This is a genomic window from Streptomyces sp. NPDC059567 (assembly GCF_042735655.1).
Lineage (GTDB): Bacteria > Actinomycetota > Actinomycetes > Streptomycetales > Streptomycetaceae > Streptomyces.
In genome coordinates this window covers 21,359-43,626 of record NZ_JBHWBS010000048.1, presented here as the reverse complement: position 1 = coordinate 43,626, position 22,268 = coordinate 21,359, and the positions used below count along the sequence as shown (strand labels likewise).

At 71.9% G+C, this 22,268-nt stretch carries 15 protein-coding genes and 1 tRNA gene; 8 read left to right on the top strand and 8 right to left on the bottom strand.

All coding sequences use genetic code 11. The features are described from left to right. Window positions 1-34 precede the first annotated feature (34 nt). From glmU to ACFVZW_RS21595, 3 genes are all read right to left on the bottom strand, one after another. Entirely contained in the window at window positions 35-1,480 is a 1,446-nt protein-coding gene (glmU, locus tag ACFVZW_RS21605; RefSeq protein ID WP_384523592.1) for a bifunctional UDP-N-acetylglucosamine diphosphorylase/glucosamine-1-phosphate N-acetyltransferase GlmU, read from the bottom strand. A gap of 108 nt (window positions 1,481-1,588) precedes the next feature. Beyond that, window positions 1,589-1,663: transfer RNA gene (locus ACFVZW_RS21600), tRNA-Gln, on the bottom strand. A 13-nt stretch (window positions 1,664-1,676) separates the two neighbouring features. Beyond that, complete coding sequence (locus ACFVZW_RS21595) at window positions 1,677-2,342, bottom strand: hypothetical protein (RefSeq protein ID WP_384523590.1); 666 nt, start codon at window positions 2,340-2,342, stop codon at window positions 1,677-1,679. Window positions 2,343-2,496: 154 nt separating this feature from the next. Between ACFVZW_RS21595 and ACFVZW_RS21590 the strand changes: the two genes are divergently transcribed. Next, window positions 2,497-3,822, top strand: coding sequence for a sensor histidine kinase (locus tag ACFVZW_RS21590; RefSeq protein ID WP_384523588.1), 1,326 nt, complete (start codon window positions 2,497-2,499; stop codon window positions 3,820-3,822). 156 nt (window positions 3,823-3,978) lie between these two features. On the opposite strand, the gene ACFVZW_RS21585 is transcribed toward ACFVZW_RS21590, so the two are convergent. Together ACFVZW_RS21585 and ACFVZW_RS21580 are read right to left on the bottom strand one after the other, a co-directional pair. Further along, entirely contained in the window at window positions 3,979-4,470 is a 492-nt protein-coding gene (locus tag ACFVZW_RS21585) for an SUKH-3 domain-containing protein (protein ID WP_384523586.1), read from the bottom strand. 10 nt (window positions 4,471-4,480) lie between these two features. Then, window positions 4,481-4,993: a YwqJ-related putative deaminase gene (locus tag ACFVZW_RS21580; RefSeq protein ID WP_384523584.1), complete on the bottom strand. Its 513-nt coding sequence runs from the start codon at window positions 4,991-4,993 to the stop codon at window positions 4,481-4,483. Window positions 4,994-5,237: 244 nt separating this feature from the next. Here ACFVZW_RS21580 and ACFVZW_RS21575 point away from each other — a divergent pair, with 244 nt between their 5' ends. The 3 genes from ACFVZW_RS21575 (at window position 5,238) to ACFVZW_RS21565 (ending at window position 10,028) form a co-directional block, all read left to right on the top strand. Next, on the top strand, window positions 5,238-6,224 hold the full coding sequence (locus tag ACFVZW_RS21575; protein WP_384523582.1) for an SMI1/KNR4 family protein: 987 nt from the start codon (window positions 5,238-5,240) through the stop codon (window positions 6,222-6,224). Window positions 6,225-6,231: 7 nt separating this feature from the next. After that, complete coding sequence (locus ACFVZW_RS21570) at window positions 6,232-8,931, top strand: SUKH-4 family immunity protein (RefSeq protein ID WP_384523580.1); 2,700 nt, start codon at window positions 6,232-6,234, stop codon at window positions 8,929-8,931. Window positions 8,932-9,077: 146 nt separating this feature from the next. Continuing rightward, window positions 9,078-10,028, top strand: coding sequence for a cellulose-binding protein (locus ACFVZW_RS21565; RefSeq protein ID WP_384523578.1), 951 nt, complete (start codon window positions 9,078-9,080; stop codon window positions 10,026-10,028). Window positions 10,029-10,046: 18 nt separating this feature from the next. On the opposite strand, the gene ACFVZW_RS21560 is transcribed toward ACFVZW_RS21565, so the two are convergent. Continuing rightward, window positions 10,047-11,561: an MFS transporter gene (locus ACFVZW_RS21560; protein ID WP_384523577.1), complete on the bottom strand. Its 1,515-nt coding sequence runs from the start codon at window positions 11,559-11,561 to the stop codon at window positions 10,047-10,049. Between the two features lie 345 nt (window positions 11,562-11,906). On the opposite strand from ACFVZW_RS21560, the gene ACFVZW_RS21555 reads away from it, so the two are divergent. The 3 genes from ACFVZW_RS21555 to mfd all read left to right on the top strand — a co-directional run bounded on the left by ACFVZW_RS21555 (window position 11,907) and on the right by mfd (window position 19,097). After that, window positions 11,907-12,695: an ABC transporter ATP-binding protein gene (locus tag ACFVZW_RS21555; RefSeq protein WP_384523575.1), complete on the top strand. Its 789-nt coding sequence runs from the start codon at window positions 11,907-11,909 to the stop codon at window positions 12,693-12,695. Then, window positions 12,692-15,265 carry an ABC transporter permease gene (locus ACFVZW_RS21550; protein ID WP_384523573.1) on the top strand — a complete coding sequence of 858 codons (2,574 nt, stop codon included), beginning with the start codon at window positions 12,692-12,694 and terminating at the stop codon, window positions 15,263-15,265. The genes ACFVZW_RS21555 and ACFVZW_RS21550 overlap by 4 nt, the downstream gene beginning before the upstream one ends. A gap of 301 nt (window positions 15,266-15,566) precedes the next feature. After that, a complete protein-coding gene (mfd, locus tag ACFVZW_RS21545) occupies window positions 15,567-19,097 on the top strand; it encodes a transcription-repair coupling factor (protein ID WP_384523571.1) in 3,531 nt (1,176 codons plus the stop codon). A 44-nt stretch (window positions 19,098-19,141) separates the two neighbouring features. On the opposite strand, the gene ACFVZW_RS21540 is transcribed toward mfd, so the two are convergent. Beyond that, complete coding sequence (locus tag ACFVZW_RS21540; protein ID WP_384523569.1) at window positions 19,142-20,413, bottom strand: SGNH/GDSL hydrolase family protein; 1,272 nt, start codon at window positions 20,411-20,413, stop codon at window positions 19,142-19,144. Between the two features lie 29 nt (window positions 20,414-20,442). Next, window positions 20,443-21,030 carry a TetR/AcrR family transcriptional regulator gene (locus ACFVZW_RS21535; protein ID WP_384523567.1) on the bottom strand — a complete coding sequence of 196 codons (588 nt, stop codon included), beginning with the start codon at window positions 21,028-21,030 and terminating at the stop codon, window positions 20,443-20,445. Between the two features lie 97 nt (window positions 21,031-21,127). On the opposite strand from ACFVZW_RS21535, the gene ACFVZW_RS21530 reads away from it, so the two are divergent. Continuing rightward, window positions 21,128-22,027 (top strand): hypothetical protein, encoded by a 900-nt coding sequence (locus ACFVZW_RS21530; RefSeq protein WP_384523565.1) that lies wholly within the window; start codon window positions 21,128-21,130, stop codon window positions 22,025-22,027. Window positions 22,028-22,268: the final 241 nt, after the last annotated feature.

Below are 22,268 nucleotides of genomic sequence, written 5' to 3'. Positions count from 1 at the left end.
CACGGTACGCCGAGTTCGACGTACCCGTTTCCGGTCAGCCTTCGCCGGCGGGCTCCTCCGTGGCCGCCTGAGCCGCCTGCGCGGCAGCGCTGCCAGGCCGCTTCCGAGCCACCCAACCCTCGATATTCCGCTGCTGGCCCCGGGCGACGGCGAGCGCACCGGACGGCACGTCCTTCGTGATGACCGACCCCGCGGCGGTATAGGCACCGTCCCCGATGGTGACAGGAGCCACAAACATGTTGTCCGAACCGGTCTTGCAGTGCGACCCCACCGTCGTGTGGTGCTTCGCCTCACCGTCGTAGTTCACGAAGACACTCGCCGCGCCGATGTTCGTGTACTCACCGATCGTCGCGTCGCCCACGTACGACAGATGGGGGACCTTCGTGCCCTCGCCGATCTTCGCGTTCTTCATCTCCACGTACGTACCGGCCTTGGCCTTCACACCCAGGTCCGTACCCGGACGGAGATACGCGTACGGGCCCACCGAGGCGCCCTCGCCGATCACGGCCGAATCGGCGACCGTGTTGTCCACCCGAGCGCCCTTGCCGACCTTCGTGTCCTTCAGCCGCGTGTTCGGGCCGACCTCGGCGTCCTCGCCGATGTGCGTCGCACCGAGCAGCTGCGTACCGGGGTGGATGACCGAGTCCGGCTCGAACGTCACCATCACGTCGACGAGAACCGACGACGGGTCGACCACCGTGACACCGGCCGTCATCGCCCGCTCCAGCAGACGCCGGTTCAGCAGGGCACGGGCCTCGGCGAGCTGCACCCGGTTGTTGATACCGAGAATCTCGCGGTGATCACCGGCCACCGAAGCGCCGACCCGGTGACCCGCCTCACGCAGGATGGACAGCACATCCGTGAGGTACTCCTCACCCTGGCTGTTGTCCGTCCGGACCTTGCCCAGAGCGTCGGCGAGCAGCCGGCCGTCGAAGGCGAACACGCCGGAGTTGATCTCCTTGATCGCGCGCTGCTCCTCGGAGGCGTCCTTGTGCTCGACGATCGCGGTGACGGCACCGGAGGAGTCCCGGACGATCCGCCCGTAGCCGGTCGAGTCCGGCACCTCGGCGGTCAGCACGGTGACGGCGTTGCCGTCGGCGGCGTGGGTGCCGGCGAGCGCCTTCAGGGTCTCCCCGGACAGCAGCGGCGTGTCGCCGCACACGACGACGACGGTCCCCTCAGGGGCCTGACCCAGCTCCTCGAGACCCATGCGGACGGCGTGACCGGTGCCGTTCTGCTCGTGCTGCACGGCGGTACGAGTCCCGGCGTAGTGCGCGTCGAGATGCGCGGTGACCTGCTCACGGGCGTGCCCGACCACGACGACGAGGTGCTCGGGCTCCAGCTCCCGCGCGGCGGACACGACGTGCCCGACGAGGGAACGTCCGGCGATTTCGTGCAGGACCTTGGGGGTCTTCGACTTCATGCGGGTGCCCTCACCCGCTGCGAGGACGACGACGGCGGCCGGGCGGTTGGCGCTCACGGGAATGCCCTTCGGCTTCGGGTGGTGGACAACCGCAGGATACCGGGGGGTTTCGGAGCGGAAATGAGTGCGGGTCCTGACCGTGGAGGTCAGGACCCGAACCGAGCATGGCTCCCCCGCCAGGACTCGAACCTGAAATGATCCATCCAAAGTGGATAGTGTTGCCGATTACACCACGGGGGAGTGCGGGCTCAGCCTACGCGGTGAGGCGTCTGGCCTCCACCACCATGCCAGACCACCAGCCCTCGATGCGCTGGTAAAGATCTGATCCCTGAAGGACCTTGATCACGAGGCAGCCACGGTAGTCGTCCCCCACGTTCTTCCGGACCGTCTTGGGGTTGTGCTTCTTGAGCGTCGTCCTGCTGAGCGTGGTGATGTGGACATCGATCAGTTCGGCCCAGTACCTCTCCGCGCCGGGCACATCGGCGTTCTCATGGATCATGACCCGGAACGTCAGCCGGTCCCGCTCGATGCCCAACACATCGAGCCAGGCCATAGGTTCCCAGCCGCGCTTGGCGATCTCTGAAGCCTGCTCGCGAGTCCGCTTGCGCTCCGGCTTCGGCAGGTCCCGTACCCAGAGCGAGATCGAGCTCTTCGAGCAGCCCAGCTCCAGCTGGATCTGGTCGTACGTCCTGCCCTGGAGGCGGAGCTCGCGGGCGCGGGCGCGGAGGTCGTCCTTCGCGTTCGGGCGCTTCGTCCATTCCGGAGGCGGCTCGCCCTTCACGAGGCGGTGGAGGATGTCGTTGTTGTAGACCTGCAGGCGGTCTCGGATCTGGCGCAGGCTGAGGCCCTCGCGGCGTAGGGCGACGGCCTGCTCGCGCAGGCTCTCGAAGTCCGTATATCGGCTCGTCTCTGATGTCATATGAACACCGTCGTCCGGAATGCGGACGTCCGGGTCGAAAGTGTGGGCGATTCATTAGTTCGAGGGACTGGTGTGTGCGCGCCGTTGACGTGCGGCGCTCCCGCGTCCTGCGGTCTCCGGAAAATGACTCGCGCTCGCCCGTACGCTGGAGGGCATGACCACAACGGGGGCGCATCAGGACGCGGCGGCTATGGCCGCCCGGGGCTGGTGGTGGTGGGGGAGACGGCGTAGTGCGGTGCTCGATGTCGGGCTGGCCGTGGTGTCCGCGCTGGAGTGCGGGCTGGAGGGGGTCGGCTTTGCCGACAAGGCTGGGCTGCCCGTGCCCGTGGGGGTGTTGTTCGGGCTGATCGTCGGGTCCGCGCTGCTCGTGCGGCGCCGGTGGCCGATCGCCGTGGTTCTGGTCTCGATCGCCGTCACGCCCGCCGAGATGGGCTATCTGATGGGGATCGTCGGGCTCTATTCGCTCGCCGCCTCGGAGGTGCCCCGGCGGATCACGGCCGCCCTCGCCGGTATGTCGACGGTCGCCGTCTTCGTCGTGACGGTGGTGCGGGTGCGGCAGGACGTCGCGCAGGCGGATGTCGGTCAGCCGGACTTCGATCCGAGCGGCTGGTACGTCCCGACCGTCTCGGTCTTCATGACGCTGGGTCTCAACGCGCCCCCGGTTCTCTTCGGCCTCTACATAGGGGCCCGGCGCCGGCTCATGGAGAGTCTGCGGGAGCGGGCCGACAGTCTGGAGCAGGAGCTGTCGCTGCTCGCCGATCGGGCGGAGCAGCGGGCTCAGTGGGCGCGGCAGGAGGAGCGGACGCGGATCGCTCGGGAGATGCACGACGTGGTGGCGCATCGGGTGTCGCTGATGGTGGTGCATGCGGCGGCGTTGCAGGCGGTCGCGTTGAAGGATCCGCAGAAGGCCGTGAAGAACGCGGCGCTGGTCGGTGACATGGGCCGGCAGGCGTTGACGGAGTTGCGCGAGATGCTCGGTGTCCTGCGGGAGGACGCGGCTCCGGCCGTTGCTTCTCCGGTGCCGCTGGCCGCGGTCGGCCGGGCGGCCGCGGCCGCAGCGGAGGCTGCCTCGGAGGACGGGCCGTGTCTGGACGCTCTGGAGGATCTGGTCGAGCAGTCGCGGTTGGCCGGTGCGGTCGTCGAGCTGATGGTGCTCGGTGAGGTGCGGGGGTATGCGGCGGAGGTCGAGCGGACTGCGTACCGGGTGGTCCAGGAGGCGCTGACGAACGTCCACAAGCATGCGGCCGGTGCCAAGGTCGTCGTCCGGCTCGCGCATCGGGACGCGGAGGTCGCGATGCAGGTGGAGAACGGCCCGTCGGACGCGGCGGCGACCGATGCCCATCTGCCGAGTGGTGGCAATGGTCTGGTCGGTATGCGGGAGCGTGTGAGCCGGCTGGGCGGAGTGTTCGTCTCGGGTCCGACGGACGTGGGTGGGTTCCGGGTGTCGGCGGTGCTGCCGGTGGGGGAGCGGGTGGCGTAGGTCGGATCCTGGGGGTCGGATCCCTGCATCGGTCCATGCATCGGATCCGTGCCATCGGATCCGTGTCCTTGGATCCGTGTCCTTGGATCCAGCGCATTGGATTCTGGATATCGGATCCAATGTCCAATATCCGATGTCCGATCGGCCGCCCCAGGCTCAGCCCGTGACCATTCGTGTCGGCTGTGTCCCCGTGATCAGCGTCGACAGTGCCGCGTCGATGTCCTGGCCCAGGAACCAGTCTCCTGTGTGGTCGAGGCTGTAGACCCGCCCCTCCTGGTCGATTGCGAGGACCGCCTGGTGTTCGCCCTCCTCGCCGAGCGGGGCGATCTCGGTGTCGAGGGCGCGTCCGAGGTCGGCGAGGGTGCGGGCCAGGTGGAGGCCGGCGAGCGGGTCGAAGCGGACGGTCGCCGGGGCGATCTGGCGGCCGCTGCCGGGCGCCGTGACGCGCAGGTCGCCGAACTCGGCCCAGGCCTCGACGGCCGCCGGGAAGACGCTGTGCCGGTGGCCGGCCGGGGAGACGTGGGCGCGCAGGGTGTCGGCCCATTGTTCGGCGAGTTTGATGTCCCAGCGGCCGGGCTGCCAGCCCGCTTCGCGGAGGGCGGCGTCGACGTTGACCGGGAATCGGGTGGTGCTCAGGTGGTCGGGCATGAAGGTGCGGTCAGCCGTTCTCGACAGTCGAGGTGGGGTCGACGGGGCGTACCCCGAAGTGGGCGAGCATCGCCGTGCAGGAGCGGCAGGGGGCGGCGTAACTGCCGTGCAGCGGGTCGCCGTCCTCGCGGATGCGGCGTGCGGTCAGTTTGGCGTGTTTGAGGGAGCGGCGGGCCTCGCCGTGGGTGAGGGGCTTGCGTTGGGCGCGCTTGGAGCGGCCGGTCTCGGTGGCGGTGAGGTGGCGGGAGAGCAGGATCGCCTCGGGGCAGCGGCCGGTGAAGCGTTCGCGCTGGCCGCTGGTGAGGGTGTCGAGGAAGTCCTGGACGAGTGCGTGCAGGACGGGCGGCTGGTCGCCGCGGCCCGCCGTGCAGGTGAGGGTGGTTTCGCCGCGTACGGAGAGCGCGGCTCCGACGGTGGGGAGGATGCCGTCGCGGCGGAAGCGCAGTAACGGGGCGCGGGTGGGCTCGGCGCTGCTCCAGTTGAGGCGTGGGTCACCCTGAGTGGGCGTTTGTGCTGCGTACATGGTGCGTGTCTTCCCCTCCTGCAATCCCCCGAGTTGCGGGAACAGACTGCCAAATGGGACGCCTCATGTGGAAGCGGGGTACACAAACGGGGCGTCGGTGTGTCGGAACTATCGCCGGTGTGTCATCCGCCCGTGACACTTGGTCACGGGCTGTGGTCGTGGCCGTATCGGGCCGGGTCGTGGGCTTGTGGCAGCGCATAGGCTGTGCGGAATCAGCCAGCAGCCAGCGCAGGGGGCAACCGCCATGACGACAGGTCGGCTCGGGCAGCATGCCGCGCCACCGAACGCGGCTTACGCCGGGCAGGTCGTGCACTTCCCGGACCCGGTCCGTGCTTCTCGGCACCCTAGAGGGGTGCGGGTGGATGAGCAGGGCTATCCGGACTTTTCGCCGTACGCCCGGGCGGCGGCGGAGATCGCCGATCCGCCCGAGGGCTTCGGTGTCGACGAGTTGCGGCTGACGGATTACGTGTCGGCGAACGCGGCGCTGGCCGCGACGGGCCACGAGTTGTGGGGCACGATCCCGGCCGTGGCGACTCCGCACGGCTGGACCTGGCACCACGTGGCGGGCGGTCGGCGGATGGAGCTCGTACCGGTCGAGGTGAAGGCGTTGCTGCGGCACCACGGTGGGGTGGCGACGGCTGCCGTCGACCACGGCAAGCGGGGTACGCGTCCGTTGCAGGAGACGCGGCCGGCGCATTTCGGGCTGCCGAAGGGTCCGGTGTCGGTGTCCGAGCAGCAACTGCTCGGTGTGGAGGAGGACCTGGGCTACCGCCTGCCGGGCGCGTACCGCGCGTTCCTGAAGGCGGCGGGCGGCTGTGCGCCGGTCGGCGCCGCGCTCGACGCGGAGCTCGGTCTGCTGGTGGACCAGCCGTTCTTCACGGTGCGTGAGGAGGCGGGGGTCAATGACCTCGTCTACGTCAACAAGTGTCTGCGCGATCACCTCACGAAGGACTACCTGGGTGTCGCGTTCGTGCAGGGCGGGATCCTCGCGGTGAAGGTGAAGGGCGAGGGGATCGGGTCGGTGTGGTTCTGCGCGTACGACGACGCGCGGGATCAGGACGGCTGGAGTGTGAACGAGCGCGTGGAGCGGTTGCTGCTGCCGTGCGGCGAGGATTTCGACGCGTTCCTGCTGCGGTTGGCCGGCAATCCGCCGGAGCTGGAGACGGTGGCGAACCTGATGGTGGACGGCGGCTTCGCGCGCGCCGTGCCCGTGGTCCCGGTGGGGGAGTGAGCTGGCTGTGGTGACGTTCGCGCAGGCGCAGGAGCGCGCCGAGGAGTGGATCAACGGTGATGTGCCGGCGTACCAGCAACGCGAGGTGCGGGTACGGGAGTTCGAGCTGGGTTTCGTCGTGTGGGCGGAGGACCGCGAGGAGGGTCCGACGTCGGACGGTGGCCGGCAGCGGCTGGTCATCGCGCGGGACAGCGGCGATGCGACGCTGTGGCCCGGGCTGCCGGTGGGTGAGGTGATCCGGCGGTACGAGGAGGAGTACGGGGCTTCGGAGGACGCCGACGCGGGTGCCGCGGCTCCTGCGCCGCCGGAGCGGGTCGATCTGAACGCGACGTCGTTCCTGCTGAGTCCGCCGGAGTGGCTGCAGGACGCGGCGGACAAGCTCGGCCTGCCGTCGGCGCCGCCGAAGGGTCCGAACGCTTCGCAGGCGGGCGGGAGTTCGTCGTCCGCGGAGGCGACGGGAGGGGTGGCGCCGGCCTCGGCGCCTGCGCCTGCGCCGGCTTCGGCTTCGGCTTCGGAGGGTGCTTCGGTGGGCCGTCCGGTGGACTACGAGCCGACGGCGTCGGACGGGGTGCCGGCGAGCAGCCCCTGGGCGGACGCGAACGCGAGCTCGGGCGGTGCGGAGGGTTCGGTGCCGCTGCCGGCGACGGTCTTCGCCCCGCCGCTCTCGGGTGCGGACGACGAGGACACGCCGCCTCCGGTGGTGGGCGCGGACGCCCCGACGGCCTTGATGTCGGCCGGCAGCGCGCTCCCGCCGACGGCGATCGCCACCCCGGCCCTGGACCCGCACGCCCCGCCGCCGGCGGGTACGGGTCCGCTGGGCGGCCCGGCTTCCGCGGGTGGTTCCGGTGCGCCTTCGGCTCCGGGCGGCCCGGGTGCTCCGGGCTCGACCGGTGGGCCCACGCCGCCTGGTGCTCCTGGCGCCCCCGGCTCGATCGGCGGCCCGACGCCGCCCGGCGCCCCCGCGGCTCCCGGTGCTCCCGGTGTGCCTCCGGCGCCCGGCGCTCCTGGTGTGCCCGGTGGTACGCCCGCTCCTGGTGTGCGTGTTCCGTCGCCGGCGTCCGGTGACATCGCGGATGCGGCCACCAGCAAGGCCGTGCTGCCCCCGCGGGGTGCGCGGGGCGGTAGCGGGAACCCGCCTCCGCCGCCGCAGGCGCCGGGGGTTCCCGGTGCGCCCGCGGGAGGGTACGTACCGACGCAGCTCGTGGCGCAGCTCGGGCCCGACGGGCCTCAGCCTCCCGGGCCGCCCACGCCTCCGCAGCCCGTGCACCAGGCCGCGACGATGCTGGCGCATCCGAACCAGGGCGGCCCCGGCGCGCCGCCCCCGCCGGCGCCTCCGGGTGTGCCCGGTGGGTCCGACGGTGCTGGTGTGGCACATGCGGCGACGATGCTGGCGCATCCGAACCAGGGCGGCCCCGGCGCGCCGCCGCCTCCGCCCGCGCCTCCGGGTGCGCCCGGCGGGTCCGACGGTGCCGGGGTCGCGCACGCGGCGACGATGCTCGCTCATCCCGGGCCCGGCGGCCTCGTCGCCCCGCCCGGGCCTCCGGGTGCTCCCGGTACCCCGCCCGGGCCTCCCGGTGCTCCCGGCGCGCCCGGCACCCCGCCCGGTGGTGTGCACCACGCGGCGACGATGCTGGCGCAGCCCGGTCCCGGCGGTCCGCCGGGACCGCCGGTGCCGCCGCCGTCCGCGCCGGGCACCCCGCCTCCGGCGTACGGGTACCCGCAGCAGCCCGCCGGTCAGCCGACCGTCGGACCCGGCTACCAGGCCGTCCTGCGCTATCGCGCGCCCGACGGCTCCGAGGCCCAGATCATCCGGCGGTCCGCCCCCGGCACCCCGCACCCCGAGTGGCAGATCCTGCACGAGCTGCGTGCCATGAACGTGCCGCCGCAGCAAGTGCTGGAGCTGCACACGGAGTTGGAGTCGTGCGAGCTGCCGGGCGGTTACTGCGCGCGGATGATCCGGGAGACCTGGCCGCAGGCGCGGATCACCAACATCGCGCCGTACGGCAAGGATCACGCGGGCCGTCAGCAGGGGATGCGGCAACTCCTCACCCACCAGGGTGAGCTGCATCAGGTCGCGGACGGTCCGGCGCGTCCGGCGCCGATCCGTGCGCCGCTGCCGCAGGTGCAGCCCGCGCCGCCGATCCCTCCGGACGGCGTCGCGCAGGAGCTGGCCGGTGCCTTCGGCCCGGGTATCTGCCGGTTCGACCAGCGGGCCGTGTCCCGGCAGGGCGTGCCGGAGGTCGTGGCGCTGACGCTCGTATGGGCGGGTCTGCCGGCGGACTTCGGTCCGTTCTTCTGGGCGCAGCCGGCTCAGCCGGTGGTGCCGACGCTGGCGGAGCTCGCCGCGCAGCGGCAGGTCCAGCCGGCGTCCGACGCGGGCTCGTACCTGGTGATCGGCTCGGACTTCGGGCGGGCGATCTGTGTCCAGTACGGGACCGCGCACATCGTCGCGGTGCCGGTCGAGGCCGGTCCGGGCGGGCAGCCGGTGCCGCCGCAGTTCGTGAACAGCGGGCTGCCGGAGTTCACCCGGTCCATGGCGCTGCTCGGCCGGATGTGGCGGCTGCGGTTCGGGCTCAACCCCGAGCAGGCGGGCCGCTGGACGGTCGACTTCCAGGCGCAGCTGGCGATGCTGGACCCGGCGGCGCTGGCGTCGCCGGAGAACTGGTGGTCGGTGCTCCTGGAACAGATGTGGGACGGACTGCTGTAGTCCGGCCTTAGTCAGGTCTTAGGCCGTTCGTGATCGAAGGCGCCCGATGTGTACGACACGTCGGGCGCCTTTTGTCGTGTCCGATGACGCATCCTGGCATGTGACCCATTGTGGCCATGACGGCCATTTCGGAAGGGGCGTCAGGGATGAGTTTCGCCGTCGGACGCGGTCGCGGCTACCGCCCGCAGCAGGTCGACCGTCATCTCGCCGCGCTCTCCGAGGAACGCGACGCCGCCTGGGAGCGGGCGGCCCGGCTGACCGTCCTCGCGAGGGAGATGGGGGAGGAGGCGGCCCGGCTGCGTACGGAGGTCGCGGCGCTGGTCCCGCAGCGGTACGAGTCGCTGGGCGAACGGGCGGGCCGGCTGCTCGAACTGGCGGAGGCGGAGGACGAGAGTCTCGTGCGGGCCGCCGAGTCGGAGGCGCAGGCGTTCGCGGCGGAGGCGGAGGAGGCGGCCCGGTCCGCGACGGAGGCGGCGCGGGAGTACGCGGAGCGGGTACGGGCGGAGGCGGAGGCCGTGGCCGCGGCGGCCCTCGGCGCGGCGGGCGAGGAGGCCGAGGCCACGAGGTCGGCGGCCCTTCGCACGGCGGAGGGGCAGCGGGCCGAGGCCGGGGAGGCGTTCGAGGAGGCGGCGCGCGGGGCGGCGGCGCTGCTGGCGGCCCAGCGGGCGGAGCAGACGGCGGTACGGGAGGAGGCCGAGCGGGCCGCGACGGCTCGGGCGGCCGAACTGGACGCCCACCACAAGGAACTCCTCACCTCCGCGGAGGCCCGTCTCGCGGACGCCCGGCGCGCTCTCGCGGCGACGGAGGAAGCGGCCCGGCACGGGCAGGAGGACGCGGAGGCCCGGGCGGAGGAGCTGCTGGCGGAGGCGCGGTCGCAGCGGGAGCGGATCGAGCGGGCGACCGAGCGTGTGCTGGGCGAGCACGCGGAGGCGCGGGAGGAGATCCACGCCCAGATGAACCACATCCGCACCTCCCTCGCGACCCTGACGGGCCGTCCGCCGCAGAACGCGGCGCCGCAGGACGGTACGCCCGAGGACGCGGGGCCTGAAGGCCGTAAGGACCGGGCGCCGGAGGGCCGTGACGCCGGCGACGGCTGAGCGGTCGTTGCCCCCGGCTCACCCCTCCCCCGCCTGCTCCTCCTCCCGCAGGATCGGGAAGCGGCGCGGGGCCAGGACCAGCAGCACCACCAGGGCGAGTGCGGCCGCCCCTGCCGCGCCCAGGTACACGTAGTCGACGGCCGCGTCGATCGCGCGGCGCAGCGTGTCGTCCGCGTCGGCGAGGGTGGACGCGAGGCTGTCCAGGTCCGTGCCCGTGCCGAGGCGGGCGGCCAGGACGCCGTTGGCGATCGCGCCGAAGAGGGCCGCGCCCACGCTCTGGCCGACCTGGCGGCAGAAGAGGACGGACGCGGTCGTCGTGCCGCGCTCCTCGTAGGGCACCGTCGACTGGACCCCGACGATCAGCGGGAGCTGGAAGAAGCCGAGCGCGCCGCCGAGCAGCAGCATGAGCAGGGCCGGCTGCCACGGTTCCCCGGGGAAGGGGAGGAAGGGGAAGGCGAGCAGCACGAGGAGCGCGAGGGTGATGCCGACGATCGCGGTGAGGCGGAAGCCGATGCGGTTGTACACCCGGTTGGACAGGGCGGCGGTGACCGGCCAGCTGAGGGTCATCGCGGAGAGGACGAAGCCGGCGGCCGTGGAGCCCAGGCCGAGGACGGCCTGGGCGTAGGTGGGCAGGAAGACGGTCGGGGCGACCATGACCAGGCCGAGCGCGCCGAGGGCCAGGTTGACCGCGGCGATGGTGCGGCGGCGCCATATCCAGCCGGGGATGATCGGTTCGGCGGCCCGGCGTTCCACGAGGACGGTCACCGCGGCGAGGGTGAGGGCGCCCGCGAAGAGGCCGAGGGAGGGTGCGGACAGCCACGGCCAGGCGACGCCGCCCTGGACGAGCGCGGTGAGCAGCAGGGTCCCGGTGGCGAAGACGGCGAGTGCGCCCGCCCAGTCGACGGAGACCTTCCGGGGCGTGCTGCCGGGCGCTCGCTCCGGCTCCACCAGGTAGCGGCCGACCAGCCACAGGGCGACCAGACCCACCGGCAGGTTCAGCAGGAAGATCCAGCGCCAGTCGCCGTACCCCGCGAGGAGTCCGCCCGCCGCCGGTCCGGCGACCGAGGCGGTGGCCCAGACCGAGGAGAGCTTCGCCTGGATCTTGGGGCGTTCCTTCAGCGGGTAGAGGTCGGCGGCGATGGTCTGGATCGTGCCCTGGAGCGCGCCGCCGCCCAGGCCCTGGACGACGCGGAACGCGATGAGTGAGCCCATGTTCCAGGCCGACGCGCACAGCAGGGAGCCGATGAGGAACAGGACGGTGCCGGCGATCAGGACCGGCTTTCGGCCGAAGGTGTCGCAGAGCTTCCCGTACACCGGCAGGGTCACGGTCACGGCGAGCAGATAGCCGGAGAACAGCCAGGAGAAGACGGAGAGGCCGCCGAGGTCGCCGACGATCTGCGGCACGGCGGTCGAGACCACTGTGCCGTCGAGCGCGGTCAGGCCCATCACCAGCATGAGCGCCGCGACGACGGGGCCGCGTCCGCGCGGCGTGGTGGCCGATGGCGTGACCTGCCGCGTCGTCGTCCTGCTCACCCCGGAATCCCCTCTCCACGCATCGACCCATCCACCGTCGCGCGCGCCGACATCCGGCGACTCCGACCTGAATGGGTCGTACATCTAATCTGTTCGGCTCAGCCTCTCACTCGATCCACGGGTGGAGAACCCCTAGGGGGACCTCCCCCATAGAGGGCAGGGCCCGTTCGTCCCGGCGGAGGACGAGGAAGTGCCCTGTCCGTCTTTAGCTTGTTCTTACGGATAACCCCAGGGCGAAGAGTGCGACGAGCACCAGTGACCAGCCGCCCCGGCTCCCCGGAGACTCGACATGAGCACCACTCGACCTACGCGTTCCTGCGCACACTCACCCATAGGAGACATACCGTGACTTCGGCTGTGACCATCCCCAAGCGCGGGGACACTGGAGGGAGCACGGCCGTCGCCGCCCGGGCGCGGCAGGTCGTCAAGGCGTACGGCGCCGGCGAGACGCGGGTCGTCGCGCTCGACCACGTCGACGTGGACATCGCCCGCGGGCAGTTCACCGCGATCATGGGCCCCTCGGGCTCCGGCAAGTCGACCCTGATGCACTGCCTCGCCGGGCTCGACACCGTCACCAGCGGTGAGATCTTCCTCGACGACACGCAGATCACCGGTCTCAAGGACAAGAAGCTCACCCAGCTGCGGCGGGACCGGATCGGCTTCATCTTCCAGGCGTTCAACCTGCTGCCGACCCTCAACGCGCTCGAGAACATCACGCTGCCGATGGACATCGCCGGCCGCCGAGCGGACCAGCAGTGGCTCGACCGCGTCGTGTCCACGGTCGGCCTCGCCGACCGCCTCAAGCACCGTCCCAACCAGCTCTCCGGCGGTCAGCAGCAGCGCGTCGCCGTGGCCCGCGCGCTCGCCGCCCGCCCCGAGATCATCTTCGGTGACGAGCCGACCGGAAACCTCGACTCCCGTGCCGGCGCGGAGGTGCTGGGCTTCCTGCGGCAGTCGGTCGACGAGCTCGGCCAGACCATCGTGATGGTCACCCACGACCCCGTCGCCGCCAGCCACGCCGACCGCGTCCTGTACCTCGCGGACGGCCGGATCGTCGACGAGATGTTCCGGCCCACCGCCGATGCCGTACTCGACCGCATGAAGGACTTCGACGCGCGCGGGCGGACGTCATGACCGTGCTCAAGACCTCGCTGCGCAACTTCTTCGCGCACAAGGGCCGCATGGCGCTCTCCGCCGTCGCCGTCCTGCTCTCCGTCGCGTTCGTGAGCGGCACGCTGGTGTTCACGGACACCATGAACACCACCTTCGACAAGCTCTTCGCCTCGACCGCCTCCGATGTCACGCTCAGCCCCAAGGACGCGGCCGTCGACGACGAGACCCCGCAGACCGGCCGCCCCGAGACCCTGCCCGCCTCCCTCGTGGAGCAGGTCCGCAAGGCCGAGGGCGTCAAGGCCGCCCAGGGTTCGGTCATCTCCCTGAGCGTGACCGTCGTCGACTCCCGTGACAACAACGTCGGACCCACCAGCGGCGCCCCGACGATCGCCGTCAACTGGAGCGCCAACGAGCTGCGTTCGGTGGACGTCGCCTCCGGCCACGAGCCGCGCGGCCCCACCGAGGTGATGGTCGACGCCGGCACCGCCGAGAAGCACAAGCTGAAGATCGGCGACGAGCTGCGCACCATCGCCGTCACCGGCGACTTCAAGGCGAAGATCTCCGGCATCGTCGAGTTCAAGGTCACCAACCCCGGTGCCACCGTCGTCTACTTCGACACCGCCACCGCGCAGCGCGAACTCCTCGGCAAGGAGGGTCTGTTCACCCAGATCACGGCCGACGCGGCGCCCGGGGTCAGCGACGAGAAGCTGAAGAGCAACATCGTCGCCGCGGTCGGCGGCGGCTACACGCTCCAGACTGCGGCCGAGGTCGCCGACGCGGGCCGCGAGGACGTCGCCGGCTTCCTCGACGTCATGAAGTACGCGATGCTCGGCTTCGCCGGAATCGCCTTCCTCGTCGGCATCTTCCTCATCGTCAACACCTTCTCCATGCTGGTCGCCCAGCGCACCCGCGAGATCGGCCTCATGCGGGCCATCGGCTCCAGCCGCAAGCAGGTCAACCGCTCCGTCCTCGTCGAGGCCGTCCTCCTCGGTGTCGTGGGCTCGATCGCCGGCGTCGCGGCCGGCGTCGGACTCGCCGTCGGCCTGATGGAGCTCATGTCCTCCATGGGCATGGAGCTGTCCACCGAGGACCTGACCGTGAAGTGGACGACGCCCGCCGTCGGTCTCCTCCTCGGCATCGTCGTCACCGTCCTCGCCGCGTACATCCCGGCCCGCCGGGCCGGCAAGGTCTCCCCGATGGCCGCCCTGCGCGACGCCGGCACCCCGGCCGACGGCAAGGCCGGCCTGGTGCGGGGCGGGCTCGGCCTGCTCCTCACGCTGGGTGGCGCCGCCGCGCTGTGGACCGCGACCCAGGCGGAGAAGGCCTCCGCCGGCTCCCTCTGGCTCGGCCTCGGCATCGTCCTCTCCCTCGTCGGCTTCATCGTCGTCGGACCGCTCCTCGCGGGCGGCGTCGTCCGGGTCCTCGGCGCGATCGTGCTGCGGATCTTCGGTCCGGTCGGGCGGATGGCCGAGCGCAACGCGCTGCGCAACCCGCGCCGTACGGGTGCCACCGGCGCCGCCCTGATGATCGGGCTCGCGCTCGTCGCCTGCCTTTCGGTGGTCGGCTCGTCGATGGTGGCCTCGGCCACCGAGGAGCTGGACCGCTCGGTCGGCGCGGACTTCATCATCCAGTCCGGCAACGGCCAGCCCGTCATGCCGCAGGCCCAGGCCGCCGTGGAGAAGACGCCCGGCCTGCGCCACGTCACCGAGTACACCTGGGTCGAGGCGACCGTCACCGACCCGCGGGGCAAGTCCGTCGACAAGGGCCTGGTCGCCGCCGAACCGACCTACGCGCAGGACCTGCGGCGCGACACGACCGCCGGCGAGCTCTCGGCCGCGTACGGCACGAACGCAATGTCGGTGGGCAGCGACTACGCCACCGAACACGGCGTGAAGGTCGGCGACGAGCTGACCGTCGCCTTCAAGGGCGGCGACAGCGCGAAGCTGAAGGTCGCGGCGATCACCTCGGACGAGAACAACGTCGACAAGGGGGTGATGTACACCAACGTCACCACCGCGGCGCAGCATCTGCCCGCCGACAAGCTGCCCAAGAGCATGATCATGTTCGCGACGGCCGAGGACGGCAAGGAGAAGGAGGCGTACGCGGCCCTCAAGGACTCGCTCGCCGCCTACCCGCAGTACAAGGTGCAGAACCAGGCCGACTACAAGCAGGACCTGAAGGACCAGGTCGGCCAGCTGCTCAACATCGTGTACGGCCTGCTCGCCCTCGCGATCATCGTCGCCGTCCTCGGCGTGGTGAACACGCTCGCCCTGTCGGTCGTCGAGCGGACCCGGGAGATCGGCCTGATGCGGGCCATCGGCCTCTCGCGCCGCCAGCTGCGCCGCATGATCCGGCTGGAGTCGGTGGTCATCGCCCTCTTCGGCGCCCTGCTCGGCCTCGCCCTGGGCATGGGCTGGGGCACGGCGGCCCAGAAGCTGCTGGCCCTGGAGGGTCTCGGGGTCCTGGAGATCCCGTGGCCGACGATCCTGACGGTCTTCATCGGCTCGGCGTTCGTGGGCCTGTTCGCGGCACTGGTCCCGGCGTTCCGCGCGGGCCGGATGAACGTCCTGAACGCGATCGCGACCGAGTAGTCGGTCCCGAGGGGGCCACGGGGGTGCCCCCATGGGCTTGTACGCCCCCGGTGACGGTCACCGGGGCCGTACGCGTCAGTGCCGACTCGGTCCCACCGATCCGGTGGGAGAAGGGAAGGAGGGCCGGGCGACCGGTCCTCCTTCCCTGTGCTCGCCCCCGGTGACAGCAATCCTTCGCGCGAGTGACGGACCCACGTCGTAGGCTGGTCCCACCCGGACGTCGCGCCGGGACCCCCGGCCCGTGAGACGTGTCGGGCTGTTCGCGTTGCCCGCTGTCGTAAACCCACCGGGATGGAAGTCCATGAGCCTGCACGGTCTGCTCGACCTCGTCGTCAAGGACGCGGCCCTCGCCGAGGCGGTGAAGGCCGCCGCCGACGGCAACCGTATGCACGTGGATCTGGTCGGCCCCCCGGCCGCGCGCCCCTTCGCGGTGGCCGCGCTCGCCCGCGAGGCGGGCCGGACCGTGCTCGCCGTCACCGCGACCGGCCGGGAGGCCGAGGACCTGGCCGCCGCCCTGCGCAGCCTCCTCGACCCGGACACCGTCGTCGACTACCCCTCCTGGGAGACGCTGCCGCACGAGCGGCTCTCGCCCCGCTCCGACACCGTCGGCCGGCGCCTCGCCGTGCTGCGCCGCCTCGCCCACCCGTCCTCCGACGACCCGTCCGCAGGCCCGGTCACCGTCGTCGTCGCGCCCGTACGCTCCGTGCTCCAGCCGCAGGTCAAGGGCCTCGGCGACCTGGAGCCCGTGGCCCTGCGCACCGGACAGACCGCGGACCTGAACGAGATCGTGGAGGGCCTCGCGGCCGCCGCGTACTCCCGGGTCGAGCTGGTCGAGAAGCGCGGCGAGTTCGCCGTCCGCGGCGGCATCCTGGACGTCTTCCCGCCGACCGAGGAGCACCCGCTCCGGATCGAGTTCTGGGGCGACGACGTCGAGGAGATCCGGTACTTCAAGGTCGCCGACCAGCGCTCCCTGGAGGTCGCCGAGCACGGCCTGTGGGCCCCGCCCTGCCGCGAGCTGCTCCTGACCGACGAGGTGAAGCGGCGCGCCGCCGCCCTCGCGGAGGAGCACCCGGAGTTGGGCGAGCTGCTCGGCAAGATCGCCGAGGGGATTGCCGTCGAGGGCATGGAGTCCCTCGCCCCCGTCCTGGTCGACGACATGGAGCTGCTGCTCGACGTCATGCCGAAGGGCTCGATGGCCGTCGTGTGCGACCCCGAGCGGGTCCGTACGCGCGCGGCCGACCTCGTCGCGACCTCGCAGGAGTTCCTCCAGGCGTCCTGGGCGGCGACCGCGGGTGGCGGCGAGGCCCCGATCGACGTCGGCGCGGCCTCCCTCCGGGGGATCGCGGACGTACGGGACCGGGCGCGCGAACTCGACATGATGTGGTGGTCGGTCTCTCCGTTCGCGGCGGACGAGACGCTGGACGCGGACACCGTCAAGCTGGGGATGCACGCGCCGGAGACGTACCGCGGCGACACCGCCCGGGCGCTCGCCGACACCAAGGGCTGGCTGGCCGACGGCTGGCGCACGGTCTACGTCACCGAGGCGCACGGTCCGGCGACCCGCACGGTCGAGGTCCTCGGCGGCGAGGGCATCGCGGCCCGGCTCGACGCGGATCTGGCCGAGGTCTCCCCGTCCGTCGTCCATGTGGCGACCGGCTCCATCGACTTCGGTTTCGTCGACCCGGCGCTCAAGCTGGCCGTCCTCACCGAGACCGACCTGTCCGGGCAGAAGGCGGCCGGCAAGGACGGCCAGCGGATGCCGGCCAAGCGGCGCAAGACGATCGACCCGCTGACCCTGGAGGTCGGCGACTACATCGTCCACGAGCAGCACGGCGTCGGCCGGTACATCGAGATGGTCCAGCGGACCGTGCAGGGCGCCACCCGCGAGTACCTCCTCGTCGAGTACGCCCCCGCCAAGCGCGGCCAGCCCGGCGACCGGCTCTACATCCCCACCGACCAGCTGGAGCAGGTCACCAAGTACGTCGGCGGCGAGGCCCCGACCCTGCACCGGCTCGGCGGCGCGGACTGGACGAAGACGAAGGCGCGCGCGAAGAAGGCCGTCAAGGAGATCGCCGCCGACCTGATCAAGCTGTACTCGGCGCGGATGGCGGCCCCCGGCCACGCCTTCGGCCCCGACACCCCCTGGCAGCGCGAGCTGGAGGACGCCTTCCCGTACGTGGAGACGCCCGACCAGCTGTCCACCATCGCCGAGGTGAAGGAGGACATGGAGAAGACGGTCCCGATGGACCGGCTGATCTGCGGCGACGTCGGCTACGGCAAGACGGAGATCGCGGTCCGCGCCGCCTTCAAGGCCGTCCAGGACGGCAAGCAGGTCGCCGTCCTCGTACCGACCACGCTGCTCGTGCAGCAGCACTTCGGCACGTTCTCGGAGCGGTACTCGCAGTTCCCCGTCGCCACCCGCGCGCTCTCCCGCTTCCAGACGGAGACCGAGTCGAAGGCGACGCTCGAGGGGCTGCGGGACGGCTCCGTCGACATCGTCATCGGCACGCACCGACTGTTCTCCTCCGAGACCAAGTTCAAGGACCTGGGCCTGGTCATCGTCGACGAGGAGCAGCGCTTCGGCGTCGAGCACAAGGAGCAGCTGAAGAAGCTCCGCGCCAACGTCGACGTCCTGACGATGTCCGCCACCCCCATCCCCCGTACGCTCGAAATGGCGGTCACCGGCATCCGCGAGATGTCGACGATCACCACCCCGCCGGAGGAGCGGCACCCGGTCCTCACCTTCGTCGGCCCGTACGAGGAGAAGCAGATCGGCGCGGCCATCCGCCGTGAACTGCTGCGCGAGGGCCAGGTCTTCTACATCCACAACCGGGTCGAGTCGATCGACCGGGCGGCGGCGCGGCTGCGCGACATCGTCCCGGAGGCGCGGATCGCGACGGCCCACGGCCAGATGTCCGAGTCGGCCCTGGAGCAGGTCGTCGTCGACTTCTGGGAGAAGAAGTTCGACGTGCTGGTCTCCACGACGATCGTCGAGTCCGGTATCGACATCTCCAACGCCAACACGCTGATCGTGGAGCGCGGCGACAACTTCGGGTTGTCGCAGCTGCACCAGCTGCGCGGCCGTGTCGGCCGTGGGCGCGAGCGCGGTTACGCGTACTTCCTGTACCCGCCGGAGAAGCCGCTGACCGAGACCGCGCACGAGCGGCTCGCGACGATCGCCCAGCACACGGAGATGGGCGCGGGCATGTACGTGGCGATGAAGGACCTGGAGATCCGCGGCGCGGGCAATCTGCTCGGCGGCGAGCAGTCCGGTCACATCGCGGGCGTCGGCTTCGACCTGTACGTACGGATGGTGGGCGAGGCGGTCGCCGACTACCGCGCCTCTTTGGAGGGCGGTGTCGAGGAGGAGCCGCCGCTGGAGGTCAAGATCGAGCTGCCGGTCGACGCGCACGTCCCGCACGACTACGCGCCGGGCGAGCGGCTGCGCCTGCAGGCGTACCGCGCGATCGCCTCCGCCAACACGGAGGAGGACATCAAGGCGGTGCGGGAGGAGCTCACCGACCGCTACGGCAAGCTGCCCGAGCCGGTCGAGAACCTGCTCCTGGTCGCCGGCCTGCGGATGCTGGCCCGGGCATGCGGTGTCGGCGAGATCGTCCTCCAGGGCCCGAACATCCGCTTCGCGCCCGTGGAGTTGCGGGAGTCGCAGGAGCTGCGCCTGAAGCGGCTCTACCCGCGGACGGTCGTCAAGCCGGCCGTCCACCAGATCCTGGTGCCGCGCCCGACGAGCGGGAAGATCGGCGGGAAGCCGGTGGTGGGGCGCGAACTGCTGGCGTGGACGGGCGAGTTCCTGACGACGATCCTGGGGTCGTAGAGGCGCGGGTCCGGGGCCGGCCGGGACCGGCCCCGGATTCCTTCCTACAGCGTGTCGAGGTCCAGTGCCTCGGCCATCGCCTTGTATCCGGCGTCGCCCGGGTGCAGATGGTCGCCCGAGTCGAAGGCGGGGAGGATCCGGTCCGGGTCGGACGGGTCGGCGACGGCGCGGTCGAAGTCGACCACGGAGTCGTACGCGCCGGAGGTGCGGACCCACGTGTTGAACGCGTCCCGCTTGGCCTCGATGACCGGGGTGTCGTAGATCGAGCCCTTGACCGGCGTCAGGGTCGCGCCGATCACCTTGATGCCCTTGGCGTGGGCCTGGCGAATCAACGAGCGGTGGCCCTCGATCAGCTTGTCGACCGACACCTCCGGGGTGCCGCCGCCCGGGAAGTCCGGGTTGCTGCCGCCGAAGTCGTTGATGCCCTCGAGGAGGATGACAGTGCCCACGCCCCGCTCGGTGAGCACATCCTTCTTGAAGCGCGCGACGGCCTTCTCGCCGGCCCATTCCCAGTCGTTGGTGACCTGGTTGCCGCCGATGCCGTGGTTGAGGACGGAGCGCGGCTTCCCGGCGGCGGCGAAGCGCTCGGCCAGCTCGTCGGGGTAGCGGTTGTCGGCGTCGTTCGTGCCGCCGACGCCGTCGGTGATGGAGTCGCCGAAGGTCACGACGCCGTTCCGACGCGGAGCCTGCCCGCCGGAGACCTCGACGCCGGAGAGGTAGTACCAGGAGGTGCTGGTCTCCGTGAACGCCGAGCCGCTGGTGTCGGAGCGGTGGTCGCCCTTCGCGCGGTAGCTCGTGGCACCGGCGAAGTGGTGGAAGGTCGCGGGGCCGGTCGGCCCGGCCAAGTAGAGCGTGACGGTCAGGGATTCGAGCGCCTCGACCTTGAACGGCACCCCGTCGCTGAGTGCCGTACCGCCGGCCGGGACCGTGGCGGAGCGTTCGCCGCCGAAGGACAGCCGGCGCACCGAACCCGCCTGCACCGCGCCGCCCTCGGCCGTGCGGGCCACCGTCGCACCGGTGATCTTCAGCGGGGTGGTGCCGTAGCGGTTGGACAGTTCGATACGGGCCTTGGTGCCGCCGGTCGTGACGCGGACGACCTGGCGGACCGTGTGGTCGGAGAAGCCGTCGGTGGACCAGTTCGTACCGAAGGGAGCCGCCGGCTGCTGCACCGAGGTGGCCCATGCGCCGCGCCACGCACCGCCGTGCCGGTGCTCGGCGGCGACGGAGTCAGCGGGCGGAAGTGCGGTCAGGACGGCGGCGCTTAAGGCGGCGACGGTCGTGAGGCGTGCGGCCGCGCCGAAAGTCTTCTTAGTCATGTACGTGATCAAGTGGAGCGCGACTCCGCTTATTCCTGGGCCGGTTGTGCGGTGTCGGACGCGAACAGCAGGCCGGCGAGGGTGTGGAAGACCTCCTCGGGGTCCTGTTCGCCGATCGGGCCGGCGAGGTTGTGGCTGAGCAGCAGGGTCGCGAAGCCGTGGGCCAGCGACCAGGCCGCGACGCCCGCGAGGCGCGGGTCGGGGCCCCGGCCGTCGGCCGACACGCCGGCGATGCCCGCCCGGAGCCCCGCGCCGGCCCGGTCCTTGGCGGCGAGCAGCTCCGGGTCGTCGGGCCGGTGCAGGTCCGGCTGGAACATCACCTGGAAGTGCGCCGGGTGCTCGGCGGCGAAGCGCACGTACCGCACCCCCGCGTCCTTCAGGTCCTTCGCCTCGGCGAGGGCCGCCGCCAGCAGGTCGAAGCCCTCGGTCGCGACGGCCGTGAGCAGTCCGGCGCGGTCCTTGAAGTGGTGGGCCGGGGCAGCGTGCGAGACGCCCGCGCGGCGCGCCAGGTCGCGCAGGCTCAGGGCGGAGGGGCCCTCGGTGGCGATGACGTCGAGGGCGGCGGTCAGGATCGCCTGCCGCAGGTCGCCGTGGTGATAGGTGCTCCGACTGCTCATGCACAGCAGCCTACGCCGGATCTAGGCATTGACAAGTTCCCGGGGCGAGAGCAATCTAGTCAGCGTCAAGATAAGGGTGGCAATCGAGGAGGCGGACATGAGCACCGAGATCGGTACGGCGGCTGAGCGCACCGTGGAGCCCGGACGCGTACGGCAGATGTGGCATCTGCTGGAACCCTTGCACGCGCTGCTCTACTACGCCCCCGAGGCCGTCGAGGAGGCCCGCGCGCTCGGCCACGACGTCGAGGAGCGCTGGCCCGGCTACTTCGCCTGGCGCGCCGCGCCCCTCGGTCCGGCCGGGGCCGAGCGGGTCGGCTCCGCGTTCTACAGCTTCAGCCCGGAGATGGTGGCCCGGTACGTGCCGGGGATCTGGCGGACCGCCGCGCCCGTCGACGTGCTGGACGCCCGGCTGCGTGCCGTCGACCGCGCCTACCGCGCCGTCCTCGGCTCCGAGGTCGTCGACGGGCCCGACCTCGCCGAGGCGGCCGCGCTCGCCCGGCGGGCCGCCGGGGCCGCCGTGACGGCCGGCCGCCCGCTCGCCGCCGCCAACGCCGAGCTGCCCTGGCCCGAGGCCCCGCACCTGGCTCTCTGGCAGGCGGCGACGATCCTGCGCGAGCACCGCGGGGACGGCCACCTGGTCGCCCTCCTCGCCGCCGGTCTGGACCCGGTCGAGTCCCTGGTCTCCTTCGCGGCCGTCGGGGCCGCGTCCGAGCAGACCTTCGCGAGCCGCGGCTGGAGCGAGAGCGCCTGGTCGGCGGCGCGCGACCGGCTGGCCGCCCGCGGTCTGCTCGCGGCCGACGGCTCGGTCACCGATGCCGGGCGCGCGCTGCGCGAGCGGGTGGAGCTGCGTACGGACGAACTGGCCGCCGCCCCCTGGGTCGCCCTCGGTCCCGAGTCCACCGCCCGGCTCGCCGAACTCCTCGGCGGCCCCTGGCTGGCCGTCATCGGCTCCGGGCTGCTGCCCGGCGAGAACACCCTGGGGATCGGCAAGATCTGAAGGCGGGGGAGTGCCGGGCCGAAGGAGTCCGGAAGCGGAGGGCATCCGGAAGTGGAGGGCATCCGGAAGAGAGGGCGTCCGAAACGGAGGCATCCGGGGGCGTCCGATGGGGAGGGCCTCCGGAAACGCCGCGGCCGTGGGGGGGGGGGGGGGGGGGGCGCCCCCCCGCCCCCCCCGGGGGGGGCGGGGGGGCGGCGCGGGGGGGCGGGGGCCCGGGGCGGGGGAGGGAGCGTGGGTGTGA

Bases quoted from the DNA above. Each gene is read 5' to 3' on its own strand.
- ACFVZW_RS21595 (WP_384523590.1), bottom strand. From the start codon at position 2,342: ATGACATCAGAGACGAGCCGATATACGGACTTCGAGAGCCTGCGCGAG.
- ACFVZW_RS21580 (WP_384523584.1), bottom strand. From the start codon at position 4,993: ATGTACGCAGCACAAACGCCCACTCAGGGTGACCCACGCCTCAACTGG.
- ACFVZW_RS21550 (WP_384523573.1), top strand. From the start codon at position 12,692: ATGACCGTGCTCAAGACCTCGCTGCGCAACTTCTTCGCGCACAAGGGC.
- ACFVZW_RS21565 (WP_384523578.1), top strand. From the start codon at position 9,078: ATGAGTTTCGCCGTCGGACGCGGTCGCGGCTACCGCCCGCAGCAGGTC.
- ACFVZW_RS21540 (WP_384523569.1), bottom strand. From the start codon at position 20,413: ATGACTAAGAAGACTTTCGGCGCGGCCGCACGCCTCACGACCGTCGCC.
- mfd (WP_384523571.1), top strand. From the start codon at position 15,567: ATGAGCCTGCACGGTCTGCTCGACCTCGTCGTCAAGGACGCGGCCCTC.
- ACFVZW_RS21535 (WP_384523567.1), bottom strand. From the start codon at position 21,030: ATGAGCAGTCGGAGCACCTATCACCACGGCGACCTGCGGCAGGCGATC.
- ACFVZW_RS21585 (WP_384523586.1), bottom strand. From the start codon at position 4,470: ATGCCCGACCACCTGAGCACCACCCGATTCCCGGTCAACGTCGACGCC.
- ACFVZW_RS21590 (WP_384523588.1), top strand. From the start codon at position 2,497: ATGACCACAACGGGGGCGCATCAGGACGCGGCGGCTATGGCCGCCCGG.
- ACFVZW_RS21575 (WP_384523582.1), top strand. From the start codon at position 5,238: ATGACGACAGGTCGGCTCGGGCAGCATGCCGCGCCACCGAACGCGGCT.
- ACFVZW_RS21530 (WP_384523565.1), top strand. From the start codon at position 21,128: ATGAGCACCGAGATCGGTACGGCGGCTGAGCGCACCGTGGAGCCCGGA.